This is a genomic window from Methylobacterium sp. 1030, from assembly GCF_040544715.1.
In the GTDB taxonomy this organism is placed as follows: domain Bacteria; phylum Pseudomonadota; class Alphaproteobacteria; order Rhizobiales; family Beijerinckiaceae; genus Methylobacterium.
Genome location: NZ_JBEPKM010000013.1, coordinates 144089 through 163301, shown reverse-complemented (window position 1 = coordinate 163301; position 19213 = coordinate 144089). Strand labels below are relative to the sequence as shown.

The window sequence follows — 19213 nt, the reverse complement described above, 5'->3', positions numbered from 1 at the left end:
CGGCCGCGTGTCGGTCGCGTCTCAGCGGCGGCGGACCCAGCGCTCCCACCAGCGCTCCCACCCGTGCTCCCAGAGGCGCCGGCCTCGCGCGCTCGCCGCGCGCCACGGGGCTGCGGCCGGGCCGGCCCAGTCGGAGGTTGCCCCGAGCGCCGCCGGCAGGGTGGCGATGAGCGCCGCCGGCCCCTCGATGTCCCAGCCGATCACGCAGCAGCCGCAGCCGGTGCTGCGCACGCGGGTGAGCCGGCCGGCATGGGCCAGCATCCAGCGCTCGGCGGCGGCGACGTCGTCCCAGTCGCCCACGTCCACGCACAGGGAGGCGCGGGCGTGGCCCGGGGCCGGCGGCCCCTCGGGCTCCGGGTCGACCCGCCCGTAGAGGGCACGCAGGGCGTCGGAATCCGGTCCGGCGTCGCCGGCGCTCACGGCGCGCCCATCTCGGCCAGCTGCCGCTTGGCGAAGGTGCAGGCCGCGAAGTCCGGGTTGATCGCGCAGGCCATGTCGAACGCCGCCCGGGCCCGGGACGCCTCGGCGGCGACGCCCTCGCCGAGGCGATAGGCTTGGCCGAGCATGGCGCAGCCCCAGGCGCCGCGCCGGTCGCAATCGAGGCGGAAGCTCCGGGCGAGGCAGGCATCCGTGTCGGCGCGCGGCGCGTCGCGGAAGGGATCCTCCGCGTAGCCGCCGTTCCGGATCCCGGCCGCCCGGTTGGTGCAGCCCGCCGGGAACCCGCCCGCGCAGGCGAGGGCGTAGAGCCGCTCCTTGTCGAGGATGTCGGCGACGTCGAGGGAGTGGTGCTCCAGGGCGAGGGCGAGATCGAAGCAGGCCGGCGCGTTCGACCACCGGGTGCAGAGCGCGTAGCAGGAAGCGGGCTCGCGCGCGCAGCGGCGCTCGGTGGGCCGGCGGGGCGCGAACGCCCACCGCCAGAGCGGGCGCTCCCGCGCGAAGGTGTCGGCCGGGCAGGTGCCGAAGCTGCGCAGCAAGGCCGGGTCCTGCCGCAGCGGCGCCGCGATCTCCGCAGCCTCGGCCTTGTTGAAGACGGGTGCGGCGGGCGCCTCGTCGGCCCGGGACGCCCCCGGTCCGAGCGAGAGGACCGGGGCCAGGGCGAAGAGCGCGGCGAGGCTGGTCCGGAGGTGCCCGGCCGGGAGGCTCCGGGCCGGGCTCATCGGCGCCGTCGCCAGCGGCGCAGCAGGCGTCGCAGGCCGAGGAGCAGGGCCACCGCGAGGACCAGAAGCCCGAGCGCCGGGTGCAGCAGGGCGGCCGCCTGGAACAGGACGAAGATCCCCAGGACGACCTTCCAGGGCTTCATCGGGGCGTCGTCGGGCTCGGCGCCCGCGTCCGGCGCGGCCTCCGCGCGGGAGGCCGGTTCCGGGGCGCCGAGGCGCGGGCGCCCCGAGGCCGGCACGCCGCTGCGGCCCGGCATCGGCGCGGCCGCGCGGGCCGCGATCTCGGCCGCCTCCCGGGCGGCGGCCGCCTCGGCCTCGGCCAGGATCGGGTCCGGCTCGGGCGCGGGGCGGGGGGCCGGCACCCACCAGCGGGCGAGGGGCACCTCGCCCCGCGCGGACCGGGCGCGGAAGTCCGGCTGCCGGGGCGCCGTCGCCGGGGCCGAATGGCGGTCCGCGAGGGCGCGGGCCTGCGCGACAAGCGGCGCGCCTGTCTCCGGCGTGACCATCCGGACGAACTGGGCGAAGCCGACCGCGGCGCGGAGCACGCCCGCCTCGCCGGCCGCGCCCCAGCGGCGCCCGGCCGGCCCGTGCCGCTCGAGCCCGTGCAGGAGGGCGCGGAAGCGGCGCAGGGTCTCGCGGGGCACGCCAACCCCCTCGTTGACGGTGAGCCCGGTCACCTCCTGGTGCCGGCCGCGGCGCATCACGCGGGTCTTGTCCGGATGGACGGTGAAGCCCTCCCCGGCAACGATGGCGTGGACGTATTTGAGCAGCGCGCCGACCTTGCCGGCGGCCTCGCCGGAGGCCGAGAAGGTCAGGTCGTCGGCGTAGCGCGTGTAGGTGAAACCGAGGCTGCCGGCGAGGCCGGCGAGCCGGGCGTCGAGCCGGGTGCAGACGAGGTTGGTGAGCGCGGGGCTCGTCGGCGCGCCCTGCGGCAGCCGGCGCGGCCCCCGGGCGGCGTAGAGGCGGGCGCCGTCGATCTCGACCGCGTCCACGTCCGGCTCGGTGCAGAGCAGCGCCAGCACGGTCGCCACCGGCTCGGCGTAGCCCAGGCCCCGGAACTTCCCCTTGATCCGCCGGTAGTCGAGGCTCGGGAAGAAATCCTTGAGGTCGAGATTGACCACGACGTCCCGCCCGACATGGGCGGCGGCGTTGGTGACGATCGAGCGGCCGGGCACGAAGCCGTGGGCCGCCGCGTGCACGGGGACGCGGGCGAGGAGTGCGTCGAGGATCCAGTACTGCGCCCGCTTCAGGCGCGGCATCGGCGCCGAGATGCGGCGCAGGCCGCCGGCCTTCTTGGGGATGGTGAAGCGCCGGTAATGGCTCACCGCGCTGAGCGCCCGGTCGTAGGCGAGGAAGCGCAGCTCGCCGAGGCCGATCCCCATGGCCTCGGCCAGCGCCTTCGGGCTCGTCAGGGGCGGGAGACCGGGGGCGGGCCCCCGCCCCGGAGCGTCCGCGTGCGCGAGGCCGGCCGAGACGCCGTCGCCGAGATGGAGGATCTCCGCCTCCCGGCGCGCGTGCCATGCCTGCGCCCGCGCGTGGCGGTCGCGGGCGTTGCGCAGCCGCGTCTCGCGCCGCCGCTCCAGCGCCGCCTTCTTGCGGCGGCGATGCATCTCCTTGAGGGCGGCCTCCGGGTCGCGCCACGCCGCCTCCCGCCGGTGCAGGTCGGCGAGGGCGCGGGCGATCTCGCCGCGGCGGCGGATCAGGTCGTCCGGCGGGTTGGGCTGCGCTTCCCCGTCCGGCCAGAAGCCGAGCCGGATCATCTCCTCGAGGATGACCTCGTCCTTCGAGCTCTCGCGGATCCGGTCGTAGAGCTGCTGGCGGGTCAGGCTGCCGGGCTGCTGGCTCATCGGCGGCCTCCGGCACGGGCAGGAGGCGTGACGGGGGACGTCGGCCGGGATGCCTTCGTCAAGTCTCGGGACTGGCCCGGTCCACTCGACGCCGGCACGACCACCGGTGCGCGTTTGGGTTCAGCGAACCCAAACCGCGAACGCGCACCGGTGGTCAGTGCCGGCCCAGTGAAGAGCGGGCCAGTGACGCTTTGCCGGGCAGGGTGCAGGGACGGCGAATCGCCGCCCGAAATGCAAGGTCCGCCCCGGCCGACGCCCCTCGTCGCGGGGAGGATAGGCCAGGCGCGCGGCCGCATCAATCGGGTCCGTCTCACGCCTGCCACCGCACCGGCTTGCCCTCGACCTGGGCGTGGACGAGGCGGCGCACGGCCAGCATGTGCTCGCAGGGGCCCCGGGTCAGCCGGTTGTGGGTGTAGAACCCGCACTGGCAGCTGCCGCCGACCATGCGGTCGTCGGAATCGAGCTCCACCGCGGGCGTCAGGCTCCGGCCGTCGTCCAGCACGGTCCCGCTCAGGCGCCGCCTGTCGCCGGCCTGCTCGACGGGCCCGAGGGTGACCAGTCCGGCCGCCAGGAACCGGTCGGCCTTGGCCTCCTGCTCGGAGGCGAAGCGCAGGGCGCCCGGCGCCAGCGGCTCCCGGGTCAGCTCCCGCAGGCGGTAGACCCGCTTGTCGAGGTCGAACATGGCGCGGCCCGCCTGCACGTAGCCGCCGAGCGCCGCCTCCACGGTGGACCGGTCGAGGCCGGTCTCGGCGGCGAGTTGCCCGGTGTCGGCGGCGTGGTGGCGCCGGAGCGCCGCGAAGACCCGGGCGGCGGTGTCGGCGTCGACGTCGGCCCGGGGCGCGAGCAGGTCGAACTGCCCGGCCCGGGACCAGTCGTTGGCGGTCCAGCCCGACAGGCCGAGCGTGAAGCGCAGGCCGCCGAAATCCACCACCGCGAAGGCGGGGAGCCCGGTGCCGAGGAGGTGCAGCCGCACCGACCGGGCGAGCGGCAGGGTCCGGGCCAGGATCGCGAGCCGCCGCCGGCCCCATAGGCGGATCTCCGCCGTCTCGCCCCCGCGGTAGATCGAGCGCCGGAAGGTCAGCCGCTCGTTCCAGGGCTCGATCAGCACGCTGACCGGCCGGCCGGGCTCGAGCAGGAACCGCAGGGAGCGCGGGCCGTGGCGCTCCCGGCGCGCGGCGAGGCGGGTCAGGATCGCGTGCATGTCGACCGGGTGCAGGTCCACCACGTGGGCGGGCTGCGCCATGGCGCTCGACACCTGCAGGAAGCCCCGCATCCAGGAATCGGGCAGGTCGATCTTGTCCTCGCGATAGGCGGCCTCGCCGGAGGTCTGGACCGCGAAGCCGGTCGGGTCGATCGCCAGCTCGGTGTCGCGGTAGCTGCGGATCTTCTGGAACTCGTCGTAGAGGGCGTGGCTGTAGTCGATGTTGGTCGTGCCGCAGGCCATGTCGCCGATGCGCGCGAACGTGTCGTGGTCGCAGGACAGGCGCCCGTAGCTCGATTCGTCGAGGCTGAACGCCTCGAAGAAGATCTCGTCCGGATGGACCGTGATGACTGGGTCGAGCACGATCCAGGCGTCGAGGTTCTCCCGGTAGAGATAGTCGAAGTACCGCTTCCGCGCGTCGTAGAACGACCGCATCACCGCGTCGGAGCGGGCCGCGATGTCCCGGGACTCGGCGCGCAGCGCCTCGATCTCGGCGCGCAGGCTGTCCTTCTCGGCGAGGGCCTCGGCCAGGAGTTCCTGCTCGTGGGCCTGGAGCCACGCGAAGTAGGCGGTGCGGTCCTTCGGCTTGAAGCGCAGGTCCGACACGACGACGTGGTGCAGGGCGGAGATCGCCTCCCGGAACGGCAGGTGCCGCGCCACCGTCCCGGCGAAGTAGGTCGGCTCGCGCAGGGTGTCGGGGACGAAGCCGAGCCGGGTCGCGTCCGCATCCGAGACGGCCCGGCTCTCGCCGAGGTAGCGATGGACGAAGTTCATCGGGCCTCTTCCGAGACGGAGACGGGTCCCCGCGCCTCCGGCGGGCGCCGGACGAGGGGCACGGCGAGATCGGGATGCGCGTCGGCGACGTCGCGCAGGGCCAGGATCGCGGCGCTGCGGTCCCGGGCCGTGCCGCTCAGGGTCAGGTCGGCGAGGAGCGGCAGCAGCGCCTCGGCGCGGGCGCGGCTGCGCAGGGCCTCGGCCCGGAGGAAGGCGGCCATCCGGTCCTTGGCGACCCGGCCGCGCAGCACCTGCAGCATCACGATGCGGGCGAGGGGGATCAGCCGCGCGAAGGCCGCCTCGCTCGCCACGGCCTGCTCGGTGAGGAGTTCGGTGAGCAGGAGGTGCATCGACGGGGCGGGGTGCTCCAGGAGACGCAGGACCTGCGCCTCCGCGTCCTCGGGCCGGAGCCGGCTGCGCAGGAGATGGCGGGCGAGGGCCAGGACCTCCGGCTTGACACTGTCGGTGACGACGGCGAGCGCCTCGGGCGTCCAGGCGGTCTCCGGCCACGCGTCGAACAGGCCGCGGGCGAAGGCGAGGGTGTCGGGCCAGTCGCTCTCCACGAGGAGGACGGCCTCGGCCGCCGCGGCCTGGAACCGGGGCGGATCGGCCGCGAAGGCCGCCGTCGCCCAGTCCCGCACCGCCCGGTACGGGTGGCTGCCGAGGCGGGCGATCTGGCGGACGCTGAGGGCCTCGGGGCGCCGGTCGGGCAGGAGGGCGGCGCCGAGGCGGCGGGCGCCGTCGGCCCGCGCCTGGAGCAGGCGCCACAGGGTGCCGTCGTCGAGGGCGGCGCATTCCCCCGGCAGGGCCTCGCGCAGCAGGGCCACGGTGTCGGCCGCGTAGGCGTCGTCGGGCGCCGCGCGGAACAGGCTGCCGATCAGCTCCCGGGCGAGGCGGGGAGCGAGGCCCGGATCCGCCGCCGCGAGGCGCGCCACAAGGGGCCGGGCGGCTCGCCGGACGGCGCTGTCGGGCCCGCTGGCGAAGGCGACGATCCGGTCCGCGTAGAGCCCGAGCCGCGCGTCGTCGAGGCGCGCCAGCAGGACGAGGGCGGCGATCCGGATGTCCTCGGATTCCGCGCCGATCAGCGCGTCCCAGCTCTCCGGCGGCAGGCCGGCGGCCCCGGCCTCGGACTGCGCCAGGAGGGCGAGGCCGGCGGACCGGACCGCGGCGGACGGGTGGGCGATCAGGGCGGCGGCGGTCTCGGACGCGACCGGCAGGTCGCGGTCCGGCCACAGGAAGGGCAGGGCGGCGCGCAGGCCCCGGATCGCGGTCGTCGCGGCCGCGTCGGGCTCCGGCGGCATCGCCCGCAGCCACGCCACCAGCCGCGCCACCAGGGGCGCCGCGAGCCCGGTGGGCAGCGCCCGCGCCCCGGCGAGGCCGGGGAGGGCCGCCTGGACGTCCGGCTCCGGGCTCGTGAGCAGCGCGGCGGCGAGGTCGGGATCCGACCAGACGATCGGCGCCTCCGCCTCGAGGCGCCGCAGGGCCAGCGCCCGCGCCTCCGGCTCCGGGCTCGCGAGCAGCGCCGCCACCAGGGCGGCGAGTTCGGCAGGCTCGGCGATCCCGGCGGCGAGACGCGCCTGGGCGGTCCGGAACGCGAAGGTCCGCACGGCGTCGTGCGGGGAGGCCAGCAGGCGCCCGATCTCGCTGGCCGTCAGGGCCGCGCAGGCCCGCGGGTCCGCGCGCAGCACCCGCAGGCCCAGCCGCGCCACCGGCTCGATCCGCCCCTCCGCGGCGAGGCGGAGCGCCAGGTCCGGGCGGGCGCTCCAGAGGTCGGGGAAGGCCTCGTCGCGCCGGTCGGGATCGACGGCGCCGGTCTCCAGGAAAGTCAGCGAACCCGTCCGCGGCCGGGCCTCCGGGGCGTGGCGGTACAGGAGATGGCTCGCCGTCCAGTTGCGGCCGAGCGGTCCCCGCGCCCGCGCTTGCCGGCCCCAGGTCCCGTCCGGCTGCCGCCCCCAGGCGGTCCAGCGGGTCGGGGGATCGAGATCCTCCGGCCCGAGCGCCAGCAGGAAGCCCGCCGCCAGCGCCGCGAAGGCCGGGTCCCCGACGGCGCCGCGCTTGCGCAGGGCGCGCCAGATCCGCCGCTTCATGTAGGCGCGGGTGCCGGTGGACAGGCCGAGTCGCGCCTCCGGCCCCTGGCGCGCCGCGTCCACCGCGACGTAGCGCCGGAGGTCGGGGACGTAGGCGTGGCTCCGGCCGGCCTGATACATCGCCTGCGCGGTCTCGAAGCGCTGGGCGGTGGCGCCGAACAGGGCGGCATCGTCGGCCATCTCGGCGTGCTTGAAGAGGCGCCGCAGACCGATCAGGTAGGGCGGCCGCGCCGGCAGCCGGAGCAGGGCGGCGCAGAGCGTCGCGTGCAGGCCGGGCGCCGCCTGCGCCCGGCGGCCGAGCGCCACCAGGGCCGGCCCGACCCGGCCCGGATCGTGCCGGGCAAGGCCGTCCAGCGCCCCGCACAACCCGTCGACGTCGCCCGCCTCGGCCGGCCGGGCGACCATGCCGGGCAGGTCCGGCTCGGCCTCCGGCGGCCGGTAGGGCCCGGTGAGCGGGGCGGTGAGCGCGAAGCGGGCGAGGTCGCGGACCACGCTGCCGGGCGCCTCGGCGGCGATCGCCGCGAGCGCCGGACCGGCCTGTGCGCCCGCCGCCCGGGCGAGCGCCCAGACCAGGGCGTAGCTCGCCCGCGCCGGGCCGAGGCCCCGCGCCAGGGCGATCAGGTCCGGGGCGGTCGCGGCCAGCCGCAACTCGCCGATGCGCCAGAGCAGGCGGTCGCGGTCACGCTCGGCCCAGCTCTCGCGCAGGCAGGCGGAGAGCCGCGCCCGCAGCACGCCATCGCGCCCGTCGGGCGTCGCCTCGGGTGCGGCGGTCTCCGGGCCGTCGACCCGCCGGTAACCGCCGTTGATCTTGGAGACGACCACGCTGTCGAACACCCGGGCGGCCGCCTCGGCGGTCACGGGCTGGGGCGTCTTGGAGCCCTCGCGCAGGGTCGCGCCGCGCCGGCCGTAGCGCGTGTTGACGAAGTAGCGCTCGGGCGTCCCGAGGGCCTCGTTCTCGATCAGGTCGACGTCGTAGACCTTGTCGGAGGTGGCGTCCCGCAGGTGGAGGCGCGCCGCGCGGATGACCCTCATGCCACCGCGCCGGCCCGCGCAGCCGGGCAGGGATGCGTCGCGCGCGCGCGACGGTCGACGGGTCCTCGCATCCGGGCTCCTCGCGAAACGACCGGGACGGGCCGGCCGGCGAATCGCGGCGCCCGAAGCCGCGGCAACCTGCCCCAGCGGGACCGAGGGGGCAACCGCGCGCGCACGATTCCGTGATCGAGCCTCATCAGGCCTCTTCCGGCCCGGGATCGTCGCGCATGGCGGCGACCCAGAGGGCGGCCCGGGCGAAGGGCTCGGACTGCGCGCCCGGAGCCGCCAGGGTGGCGGAGAGGAAGGCGGAGAGCCGCGCGGCGGTGGCCGGATAGCCGGTCGCGGCGAGGCGTGCGACCAGGTCGGCCCCGCCGGCGCGGGCGCTGGCCGCGAAGGCCCGCCGCCCCGCATGGAGGGCGTTCGCCAGGAGCGCGGCCGCCTCGTCGAGGAGCGTGGCCGGCCCCAGGTCCGGCGCCGGCGGGATCGGGTGGCCGGCGCCGTCGGGGACGGCGAGGTCGGGCACGACGAGCCGGTCGACCGACACCGACCAGGGATCGCAGACCAGGGCGCCGTCCGCGATCCGCACCGGGCCGGCGACCTGCCGCACGGGTCCCCAGCGCCCCGCGCAGGCGCCCGCGAGGGCGTCCAGGGCGTGCGGCGCGGCGGGGTCGTAGGCGCGGGCGAGATGCAGCGTGCCGCCCGCACCCGGCAGCGCGACGGCGGCCTGCCACGTCTGGGCGCCGGGCGCCCAGGCCTGTCCCAGGACCGCCTCGACGGGGAAGACGTGGAAGGCCTCCAGCCGGTCGCGCGGGCGCAGGAAGACGGGCGGCCGGTCGGCGAGGCGGCGCAGGATCGACGGGACGTCCGGCGCCGCCAGGGGGGCCGGCAGGGCCACCAGGGCGTCCCGCGGCAGCAGCGCCGTGCGGCCCCGCGCGCCCTGGCCGAGGGCGAGGAGCCCGTCGGCCCGGCGCCGCGCGACGTTGGTCAGGATCTGGCCCTGGCCGGTGCCCGAGACGGACAGGCCCGGGCTCAGGAGACGCCCGGGCAGGCTGGCCGCGATATCCGCCTCGGCCTCGCCCGGCGCGAACGCGCGCTCCAGCGCCAGGAGCGCGCCGGTATCGGTGTCGGCCAGCGCCACCCGGGCGGTGGCGCCGCGCCCGCGGGCGAGGAGCCGGGCACCCAGGGAGACGAGGCGGGTCTTGCCCATGGCGGTCTCGTAGGGCTGGCCGAGGCCGAGGGCGGCCTCACCGCCCCGGACGCGGCCGAGGAGTTCGGTGGCGAGCGCCAGGACGACGGCCGCGTCGTAGGCGGCGTGGCGCGCGGCATAGGCCGCGACCTGCCCGTCGAGGTCCGCCTCCGCCAGCAGGAGCTGCGTGGCGCCCCGCCTCTCGGCCGCCCGCCGGAGCCGGACGAGGGCCGCGCCGTGCGCCTCCGGTCCGGACACGACCCCGGCCTCCAGCAGGCCGGCGACCACCCGGTCGGCGGCCTCCGCGAGGTCCGTCTCCGCCGGCTTCGCCTCCGCTCCGGCCGGGGCCGCGCCGCCGAGGCGGATCTCGGGGGCGCCCGCGGAATCCCGGAAGGCGCGGATCGCCAGGGCGACGTGGGCGCAGCCGCCCCCGGCTGCGCAGTCGCAGCGGGCGTAGCCGACAGCGTCGGGCACGAGGAAGCGCACGGTCGCGGTCGGGAGCCGCGCGGCCGGGATTGCGCCCCGCTCCAGCCCGACCGTGATCCCACCCGCCAGGAGGCGCCGCAGCTCCGCCGCCGCCGCGCCGCCGAGCCCCGCCTCGAGGGCCGCGCCGTCGAGGGTGCCGGGATCCCAGGCGACCGGCGCCGCGGCCGGCACCGCCGCACCCTCGGGATCTCCATCGCCGGCCCCATCGCCGGTCCCGTCGGCCGGCCCGTCCGCGACCGGGGCGGCTCGGTAGGCGACGACGAGGGCGACCCGGTGCCGGCACATCCCGCTCGCCGGGCAGGTGCAGCTGGCCTCGCCGGGAGGCCGGCCGGGGCCGAGCCGCGTGACCGTGCCGTCGGCGAAGCGCGCCTCGACGGTGCCGTCCCCGGCCTCCGCGAGGTCCGGCCCCTGGCCGGCGGCCACCTCGCGCAGCGCCCGCTTCACCAGCCCGGCATTGGCGAGCTGGATCAGGCCGTCATCCGTGAGGGCGCGGAGGTCGGGGCGGGCCATCGGCGCCGCTCAGGCCCGGATCGCGGCGGCGAGCCAGCCGGCGAGTTCGCCGGGCGTCATCGCGCCGATCTCGGCGCCGGCCGCCACGAGCCGCTGGGCCATCGCCCGGTCGTAGGCGGGCCGCGCCTCCGAATCGAGGGCCGCGAGGCCCAGCACGCGGGTCCGCTGGCCGGAGAGCGCCCGCACCTGCTCGACCAGGGCGGCCTCGCTCGCGCCCTCGTAGAAGTCGGAGACCAGGACCACGATCGCCCGCTCCGGCGCAGTGATCAGGCCGGCCGCGTAGCGCACGGCGCCCCCGATATCGGTGCCGCCGCCGAGCTGGACCTTCATGAGCATCTCGCAGGCGTCGTCGCAGTCGCGGGTCAGGTCCACCACCGCCGTGTCGAAGGCGACCAAGTGGGTGCGGATGCCGGGGAGCTTCCACAGGCAGGCGGCCATCACCGAGGCGTGGATCACCGAATCGAGCATCGACCCGCTCTGGTCGACGAGCAGGATCACCTGCCAGGGCCGCATCTGGCGCCGGTTCCGGGCGAAGAAGTGCAGCCGCTCGACGGTGATCCGCCGGCTCTCGGGATCGTAGTGGCGCAGGTTGTCGCGGATCGTCCGGTTCAGGTCGAGGTCGCGGGCGCCGGGCAGGCGGGTGTGGCGCCGCCGGTCGAGCACCCCCGAGAACGCCACCGCGAGGTCCCGGGCCAGCCGCTCCATCAGCTGCCGCACCACCTCCTGCACGAGCTTGCGGGCCATCACCAGCACGTCGGGCGCCATCAGGTGCTTGGTGCGCAGGACCGCCTTCAGCAGGGTCTCGTTCGGCTCGACCCGGGACAGCACCTCGGGGTTCGTGACCACGTCGTCGATGGCGTAGAGCTCGATCGCGTCGCGCTCCAGCCGCTCGATCGTCTCACGGGGGAAGAGCGTGTGGACCGCGTTGATCCAGCCCGGCACCGTCAGGGTCGAGCCCTCGCGGCCGCCCTGGCGGCGCTCCCCCCGCGACGCGCCCTCGGCGTCGCGGCCGTAGAGCCAGTCGAGCGCCTGATCCATGGCGGCCGCATCGCCCGAGAGGGCGCAGCCGGCCCCCGCGCAGGCGGAATCCGCCGCCTCGCCCAGGATGAGCCGCCAGCGCGTGACCGGGTCGAGGCTCACCGCAGCCGCGTCCCGGCGAGGAGGCTCGGTCCGCGCAGGAGCTCGCTCGCCGTCACCGGCGCGAGCTCGCCGAAGGTGCGCTGGCCCGGATCCGACCGGCTGCTCCAGGGCGAGCCGAGGGTCAGGTCGCCGAGGGTCTGCTCCCGGTCCTCGAACTCCACCGCGCCGGTGAACAGGCCCTCCGAGAAGGTCAGCGACGCCTGGCCGGCCGCGCCGCCCGGGAAGGTCACGGCGCGCTCGATCCACCACACCACCCCGGCATCCTGGGGCGCCCCGAGGGGCCAGCCCCGGGCGGCCATGCCGCGCAGGCGGGCGGCCTCCACGACGGTCCCGGCGAAGCGGCTCGTGGTCGATGCGGCGGCCTCGGCCTCCGTGAAGGCGTAGGTCTCGCGGGCGAGCTGCGGGAAGGGCTGGACGATCTCGTAGTCGCCGAACAGCGCCCCCCAGGCCGCCAGCGCCCCGGCGTCGAGTTGCAGGGGATGGACGAGGCCGATCAGGCCCGGGGCCGCCCCGGTCAGGTCGAGGTCGAGCGGCGCGTCGTCGGCATCCGTGAAGGTCAGGTCCTCGGCCACCCGGAAGGTCAGGCCCGGACCGGTCCGCGGGTCGGCATCCGCGAAGGTGGCCCAGACGAGGCGCTGGGCGAGGTGGCGCACGAGCGGGTGCGCGGCGAAGCAGGGGCCGAACACCGCCGGCTGGACCCGGCGGGCGCCGGCGAGCATCGCCTCCAGGCGGGCCACCTGCAGGCTCGCCACGGCCCGCGCGTCCTTCTTCAGGGCGCCCCAGCGGGCCACCGCCGCCGCGGCCTTGCCGGCCTCGTCGGCCTTGGCGGGCTTGGGCAGGTCCTTGAGCCTCTGGCCGGCGGCGTCCCGGACCCAGGGCTTGAGGGTCTCGTCGAACCCGACCCGGAACCCGCGGGGGCCGAAATCGAGGTCGAGGCCGCCGCGCTCGTCGAGGTCGAGGTCGGGGGCGAGCCGGTCGGCCAGTTCCTCGGGGGTGAGGCCGCGGGCCTCGGCGAGCTGGGCGATCTTCTGCCGGGCCTTCTCCTGGAGCCCCTTGAACTTCAGCTTCTCGGCGATGCCGTTGAGGTTCATCAGCGCGACGTCGGTGCCGATATCGACCAGCACGTCGAGTCCTGTGACCGCGCGGGCGTGGGCGGCCTCGCCGGGCCAGCGGCGGATCAGGCGGGTCAGGTCGCGGGCGGTGGCGTCGGTGCCGAACCAGCCCAGCGCGCGCAGGGCCCAGCCGTCCTTGGAGGGCGTCCCGGCGGCGATCCAGGCGGAGAACAGGTCCCACGCGAAGGCCGCGAGGCTCGCCTCGGTGCAGGCCTCGCGGACCATCGGCACGCCGGCATAGACGGCGTCCGGGTTGGTGAAGGACAGCATCTCGCAGAGGGTCAGGATCGCCGCGTCCGGCAGGGCGGTCCCGTCCCGCAGACGCGGCCGGGTCAGCATGGACGGCACGACCCAGGCGGGCGGCTTGCCGACCTTGGCGGGGACGCGGGCGAGGGGATCGCGGTCGAGCACCTGCGCGACCGCCTCGGTCACGTCCGGTGCCTGGTCCGCGTAGCGCGCGACCACGGAAGCGATGATGGCGCGGCCGTCTGCCCGGTCCTGCGCCAGCACGCGCAGGGCGTGCTCGCCGGCGTCGCGCAGCGCCCCGGGCCGGCCCACGGCGTCGGGCAAGAGGCGGGTGAGGGCGGTCTCGGGATGGCGGCGCAGCCAGGCCAGGGCCGGCTCGCGGGCCTTCTTGAGCTTCGTGAGGGCGCGGGCGGCGGGCCCGGCGAGGCGGGCATCGTCCACCGCCAGGACGGCCGGCAGGAGCCCGACCGGATCGGCCTCGACCAGCCCGACGAGGCCCGGCATCGCCCGCTCGCCGAACCGCGACAGCATCGCCCACACGATCTCCGGCCACTGCGAGACGTGGAAGCATCCCGCAACGACGCGCGACTGGGCCCAGAGGGCGAGCGCCAGGGGCTCGGGCTGCCGCTCCAGGCTGCCGACCAGCTGACGATAGGGCGAGTTCGCCCAGTAATGGCAGGCCTCGTCGATCTGGGCGATGCGGCCGGCGACCCAGGCGATCAGGGCCGGCGGATCGTCGCACGGCGGCTCGGAGAGCGGGGGCGGGATCCGGCTCCAGCCCTGCGTCGGATGGGAAAGCTCGGCGGCCGCCACGAAGGCCCGCAGCGCCTCCGGGCCGTCGAGGGTGACGGCGTTCCGCGCGCGCCAGTAGCTCGGCGCGACCTCGGGCACCGCGTGGGCGAACGGCGTCGGCAGCGGCGCGAGGGCGAGGACGAGGTCGTCCCGGGTCCGGGCCTTGGCCCGCCAGGGCGGGTCGCGCAGCACCCGCGGCCAGGCGGCGGGCTCCGCGAGGGGCACCGCGCGGGCTTCCGCCAGGGCGTCGAGGATGCCGGCCCCGCGCCCGCCCGACGCCGCGAGCCAGCCGCGGACCCGGTCGAGCCCGTGGGCGTCGAGCGCCCGGTTGACCCGGGCGCGCAGGGCGGGCTCGGACCGGCCGCCCGCGAGGGCCGCGAGGCAGCGGGGCAGGATCGCGGCGGGGTCCGCCTCCAGCGCCGCGTCGAGGGCGGCCGCGACGGGCTTCTCGTGGAGGTGGGGCAGCAGGGCCGGGAGCGCCCCGGCCTCCCCGGTCGACAGGATCGCCAGGGCGACCGTACGACGCTGCTCGTCAAGGGCGTAGTGCAGCAGCCAGTCGAGGGCCGGCAGGGCCGGCTGCCCGGCGGCGCAGGCCACCGCCAGCAGGGTCGCGGCCGCCTCGGCCGCGTCGAGGGCGCAGTAGACGAAGTAGAGGTGGTAGCTGCGCTTGGCGCGCCAGCGCGCGACCGCTTCCGGCGGCGCGTCGGCCAGCAGCGGCAGGTAGGCCGTATCGGCCGCGACGTCGATCCCCGCCGACGCGGCGGCCTCGACCACCGCGACGGGCTGGAGCGGGTGCGGGGCGGCCCGGTCGTCGGCCAGGATGAACGCGAAGGCGCAGGCCGCCGGCCAGTCGTGGTCCTCGGCGATCCGGGCGTTCAGGAGCGCGACCGCGGCGTCGTAATCGGCCTCCGGGGCGTGCACGAGGGCGGCCCGCAGGGCGAGGTGGAGCGGCTCGGCCCAGGACAGGCGCTGGTAGGCGCGCGGCGTCTTCGGGGTCGGGCGGCGGCGATCGGCCAGCCGGGCGACGGTCTCCGTCCCGCCCTCGGCCACGGCGTAGCGCAGGACCGCCTCCAGTGCCCCTCGAAGGACGGCGTCGCCGGTGGCGGCCCGGGACGGATTCCCCTGTCGGCGCGCCTCCGCGGCGTCGACCATCGCGTCCAGCCAGGCGGCGAGGCCGTCCCGGTCCGGCGGCGCTCCGGCGAGGCGCGCGGCCTCGGCATCGCCGAGCGCGGCTGCCAGCGGCGCCGCGATCGCCCGCCAGGCCTCCGCCGCGTCCGGGCGCGGACCGGGGCGCAGGCGGGTCGGCAGCGGCACCGCCGCGAAGACCGCGGCCGGGGCGGGGGGCGGGGCGGCCGCCGGCTCCGCGGCGGGCTCGACAACTGTCTCGCCGACCGGCCCGGACGCCTGCGCAGGGGCGGGCTTCGAGGTGGCGGCGGCGGTCGGTGCCGGGGTGGGGGCCGCAGCCGGCGCCGGGGCGAGAGCCGCGCCGTCGGCGCGGACGTAGCCCTTGGCGGTCTTCTCGCGGACGAGCTTGTCCTTCTCCTTCACGGCCGCGGCCGCGTCGGCGCAGGTCTTGTCCTTGCTCTGGCCCTGGGTACCGAGGCGCCCGAAGCGGACGGTGAGCGTCGGGCCGGAGACGCCGACCTCCCAGAACTTGGCCGCGCTGCCCTCGACCAGCTCGTAGCGTTCCATGGCCTGTCTCCCTCTCACGCGTCGCCGGCGGCGGCGAGCAGGCTCGGCGTCCGCAGGACCTCGCTCGCGGTCACCGGGTCGAGGTCGCCGAACCGGTGGGCCGCCGCGGCGCGCCAGCCGGTGTCGGACAGGGTCAGGGTCCGCAGCGTCTGGATCCCGTCGCCCTCCGGGCCGGGCCGGTGCCAGAACCCGTCCTCGAATCGGAGGACCGCGACGAGGCGGGTGCCGTCGGGCAGCGCGACCGGACGCTGCACCGCATGGACGTGCTCGCTCCCCGTGTCGGTCGACCAGCCCTGGGGCCGCAGCCCCCGCAGGCGGCGGCCGCCCACCCGGACCCCGTCGAAGCGGTGGGTCTCGGCGGCGCCCCGCTCGGCCTCGGTGAACGCGAAGGTCTCGCGGGCGATCTGCGGGAACGGCTGGGCGATCTCGTAATCGGCGAACAGGCCGCTCCAGGCGGTCCGTTCCTCCGGGTCGAGGTGGAGGGGGTGGACGAGGCCGACCACGCCCTCGGCCGCCGCGACGTCGAGGGCGAGGGCGTCGTCCGCGGCGTCGGTCGGCGAGAGATCCTCCGCGAGGCGGAAGACGTGCGCCGGCGGCGTCGCGGGCGCGGCGTCCGGGTAGAGCCCCCAGACGAGCCGCCCGGCGAGGTGGCGGATCAGCGGGTGGGCGGCGAAGAACGGCCAGAACACCCCGGGGGCGACGCGGCGCTGGGACGCCAGCATGGCCTCGAGCCGGGTGATCTGCAGGCCGGCCGCCGCCTCGGCGTCCTTGCGCAGGGCCGCCCAGTGCCGGGACGCCGCCTTGGCGGATTCGGGATCGTCCGCCTTGGTCGGGCGGGGCAGGGCGGCGAGCCGCCGGCCCTCGGCGTCGCGCAGGACGGGCTTCAGAGTCTCGTCGAAGCCGACCCGGAACCGGCGCTCCCCGAAGGACAGGTCGAGCCCGCCGCGCGCGTCAAGGCCGAGATCGGGGGAGAGCCGGTCGGCGAGGTCGACCTCGTCGAGGCCGCGGGCCTCGGCGGCGTCGACGATGGCGGCGCGGGCGGCCTCGCGCAGCTGCAGCAGCGGGCTCTTCTCGGCGATGGCGCTGAGGTTCATCAGCGCCACGTCGGTGCCGATCCCGGCGAGCACGGCGATGCCGGCCTTGCCGCGCGGCTTGAGGCCGGCCTGCCCCCAGGCGCGGATCTGCCGGGTGAGGTCGCGGGCGGCGTGGTCGCCCCCGATCAGGGCGAGCGCCTGCATCGCCCACTCTCCCGTCGACTTGGCGCCGGCGGCGATCCAGGACTGGAACAGCGCGACCGCGAAGGCGTCGAGGCTCTCCGGCGTGCAGGCGGCGCGGACCTGCGCGACGCCCGCGTAGGGCGCGAGCGGGTCGGAGAAGGCGAGCATCTCGCACAGGGCGGTGACGGCGGCGTCGTGCAGGGCGCCGCCGCTCCGCAGGACCGGGCGGGGCAGGGCGGCGGGGACCACCCAGTCGGGGAGCTTCGGCGGCTTGGACGGCACCTGCTCCAGCGGGTCGCTGTCGACGCCGGCGGCCACCGCTTCGGGCACGCCGGGATCCCGCTCCGCGTAGGCCGCGACGGCGGCGTCGAGGGCGGCGCGCCCCGCGGGTTCGGCGGCGAGGAAGCGCAGGGCCGCGTCGGCCGCGTCGCGGTCCGGGCCGGCGGGCCCGAGGGTCTCGGGCAGGAGCCGCAGCGCGGCGGTGCGGGGATGGGCGCGCAGCCACGCGGCCGCGGCCGGCCGCAGCTTGCGGGTGCGGTGGAAGGCCCGGGCGGCGACCGGGGCGAGGTCGGCGGCGTCCACCGGCTCGACCTCCGGCAGGAGCTGCGCCGGATCCGCCGCGACGAGGCGGACGAGGCCGGGCACGGCCCGCGCGCCGAAGCGCGACAGCATCACCGCGATGGTGCGCCGCCACGCGACGTAGTGGGCGCGCTGCGGCCCGGTCTTCTCCCACAGCATCAGCGCCAGGGGCTCGGGCTGCCACCCGACCATCCGGAACCAGGGCCCGTAGTTGAAGTAGAAGAAGCCGGTGAACGCGTCGCGGTCCAGGTCGAGCCGGCGGTCGAGCCAGGCCAGGGCGATGGCCGGATCCGCGTCGGCGGCGGGCACGGGCTCGGCCGGCGGCGGGATCGGCATGTCGTAGAGGGCCTCCGCCTCGGTGGCGCGGATCCGCGCCGCGAGGTCCGTCATGGACTCCACCAGCGTCCCGGCCTCGAAGTAGAAGGTGCTGCGGTCGAGGGCCTCGTCGGGGTCGAAGCCGTGCGCGAAGGGCGTCGGGATCGGCGCCACCGCCCGTTCCGACCGGGCGCGCGCGGCCCCGCGCCGCCGCCAGGGCGGGTCCCGGAGCACGGACGGCAGGGCCTCGGGGGCCGCCTGCGGCGCGCTGCCGGCGGCGAGCAGCCGGTCCAGGCGCCCCGCGCCCCGGCCGCCCTCGGCCGCCGCCCAGGCGCGGGCGGTCTCGTGCCCGTGGCGCGCGGCGAGGGTCACGGCCCTGGGGCCGTAGGCGGGCTCCCCCTTGCCCTGGAGCGCGCCCAGATAGGCCCGCAGCATCCAGTCGGGGAAGGCCGCGTCGGCGGCATCGAGGGCGTCGCGGACCAGCTTGGTGCCCACGAAGGGCAGGAGCGCGTCGAGGGCGTCGGCGGCGCGGGTCTCCAGCAGGGCCCGGGCGACGATCGTGCGCTCGGGGCCGACCGCCCCCTCCAGGAGCCAGACGAGGCCGGGGGTGGCCGGCTCGCCGGCCGCGTCGGCGACGGCGATCACGGTCGCGGCGGCCTCCTCGGCCCCGACATCGCAAGTCGCCAGCGTCGCCCGGTGATAGGGCGCGGCGTACCAGGGCGCGGCCTGCGCGGGCGGCAGGTCGACGATCAGCGGCAGGGCGACGTGGGAATTGCCGTAGGCCTTGGGATCGGGCGGGTCGCAGCGCGCCAGCACCGCGCGGGCGGAGAGGGCGTGGTCGGCGCCGGGCCGGTCGTCCGCGAAGATCACCGCGAGCCAGCGGGCGAGGGTGGGCTCCGGGTCCGAAGCGGCGAGCCGGAGGGCCGCGTCCAGGGCCTGCGCGTACGCCGCCTCGGGGGCGGCGACCAGGGCCGCCCGGAGACCCAAGGTGGTGGGGATGTCCCAGGCCGAGACCGGGAGCGAGCCGTAGCGGCCGGAGGGACGGGGCCGCAGCCGGTCGAGCAGGGCCACGAGCGTCCCCCCGGTGCCGGAGCGGGCCACGAGCCAGCGGGCGAGATGCGTGAACGCCGCCCGGGCCGCCGGCCCCTGCGGTCCGGGCTTGGCGCCCCAGGGGCGCTGGCTCAACGCCGGGCAGGCCGCCTCGAGTTGCTCCAGCCAAGCGCGGACCTCGTCCGGGTCGAGGGCCGGCGGCGCGCCGTCGAGCCGGGCGGCGAGGGCCTCGGCCGGCACGCGCGCCTCGTCCGGGGCGGCCGCCAGCAGCGGGCGGATCCGCGCCGCGAAGGCGGCCCAGTCGGCGGCGGCGTCGAGGGGCGCGCCGGGCCGGCTGCGGGCGGGCAGGGGCGTACCGGTGAAGATCGGGACGCGGCGCGCCTCCGCGCCGGCGGCGGGGGCGGGGGCGGGCGACGTCCCGGCGGCCCCGGTCTCGGCGGACCGGGCCTCGGCGACCTGAGCTTCGGCCGCCGGGGATGCGGCGGCGTTGCCCGTCGCCGCGGCGCCCGCTCCGGAGGCCGGATCCGGTCCGGCCGGCGCGGCCTCACCCGCCGGGCGATAGCCCTTGCCGGTCTTCTCCCGCACCAGCCGGTCGAGTTCGACCTGGGCCGCCTGCGCGCTCGGAAAGCTCTTCGTCTTGGACTGCCCCTGCGTGCCGATCCGGCCGAATCTCACGATGAGAACGCTGTCCTCGGCTCCGGCCTCCCAGAACTTCGCCGATGTTCCCGCCGTCAGCTCGTAACGCTGCATGCAGTCCTCTCCCCGTGGCGCGGCGGTAAAATTTTCCTTG

The 19213-nt window shown here is 77.3% G+C and carries 9 protein-coding genes; all 9 read right to left on the bottom strand.

What is annotated here, in order from left to right:
• Positions 1-21 precede the first annotated feature (21 nt).
• On the bottom strand, positions 22-420 hold the full coding sequence (locus ABIC30_RS20085) for a hypothetical protein (protein WP_091977383.1): 399 nt from the start codon (positions 418-420) through the stop codon (positions 22-24).
• On the bottom strand, positions 417-1157 hold the full coding sequence (locus tag ABIC30_RS20080) for a hypothetical protein (RefSeq protein WP_091977385.1): 741 nt from the start codon (positions 1155-1157) through the stop codon (positions 417-419). Before ABIC30_RS20080 ends, ABIC30_RS20085 begins: the two co-directional genes overlap by 4 nt.
• Positions 1154-3004 carry a reverse transcriptase family protein gene (locus ABIC30_RS20075; protein WP_354456015.1) on the bottom strand — a complete coding sequence of 617 codons (1851 nt, stop codon included), beginning with the start codon at positions 3002-3004 and terminating at the stop codon, positions 1154-1156. Before ABIC30_RS20075 ends, ABIC30_RS20080 begins: the two co-directional genes overlap by 4 nt.
• Before the next feature lie 310 nt (positions 3005-3314).
• Positions 3315-4979 carry an SWIM zinc finger family protein gene (locus tag ABIC30_RS20070; RefSeq protein ID WP_354456014.1) on the bottom strand — a complete coding sequence of 555 codons (1665 nt, stop codon included), beginning with the start codon at positions 4977-4979 and terminating at the stop codon, positions 3315-3317.
• Positions 4976-8098, bottom strand: coding sequence for a hypothetical protein (locus ABIC30_RS20065; protein ID WP_354456013.1), 3123 nt, complete (start codon positions 8096-8098; stop codon positions 4976-4978). The genes ABIC30_RS20070 and ABIC30_RS20065 overlap by 4 nt, the downstream gene beginning before the upstream one ends.
• 196 nt (positions 8099-8294) lie before the next feature.
• Positions 8295-10280, bottom strand: a complete 1986-nt coding sequence (locus tag ABIC30_RS20060; protein WP_354456012.1) for a YehQ family protein — start codon at positions 10278-10280, stop codon at positions 8295-8297.
• 9 nt (positions 10281-10289) lie between these two features.
• Entirely contained in the window at positions 10290-11420 is a 1131-nt protein-coding gene (locus ABIC30_RS20055) for a VWA domain-containing protein (protein ID WP_042671530.1), read from the bottom strand.
• A complete protein-coding gene (locus ABIC30_RS20050; protein WP_354456011.1) occupies positions 11417-15262 on the bottom strand; it encodes a DUF4132 domain-containing protein in 3846 nt (1281 codons plus the stop codon). Before ABIC30_RS20050 ends, ABIC30_RS20055 begins: the two co-directional genes overlap by 4 nt.
• Positions 15263-15276: 14 nt before the next feature.
• A complete protein-coding gene (locus tag ABIC30_RS20045) occupies positions 15277-19173 on the bottom strand; it encodes a DUF4132 domain-containing protein (RefSeq protein WP_354456010.1) in 3897 nt (1298 codons plus the stop codon).
• Positions 19174-19213: the final 40 nt, after the last annotated feature.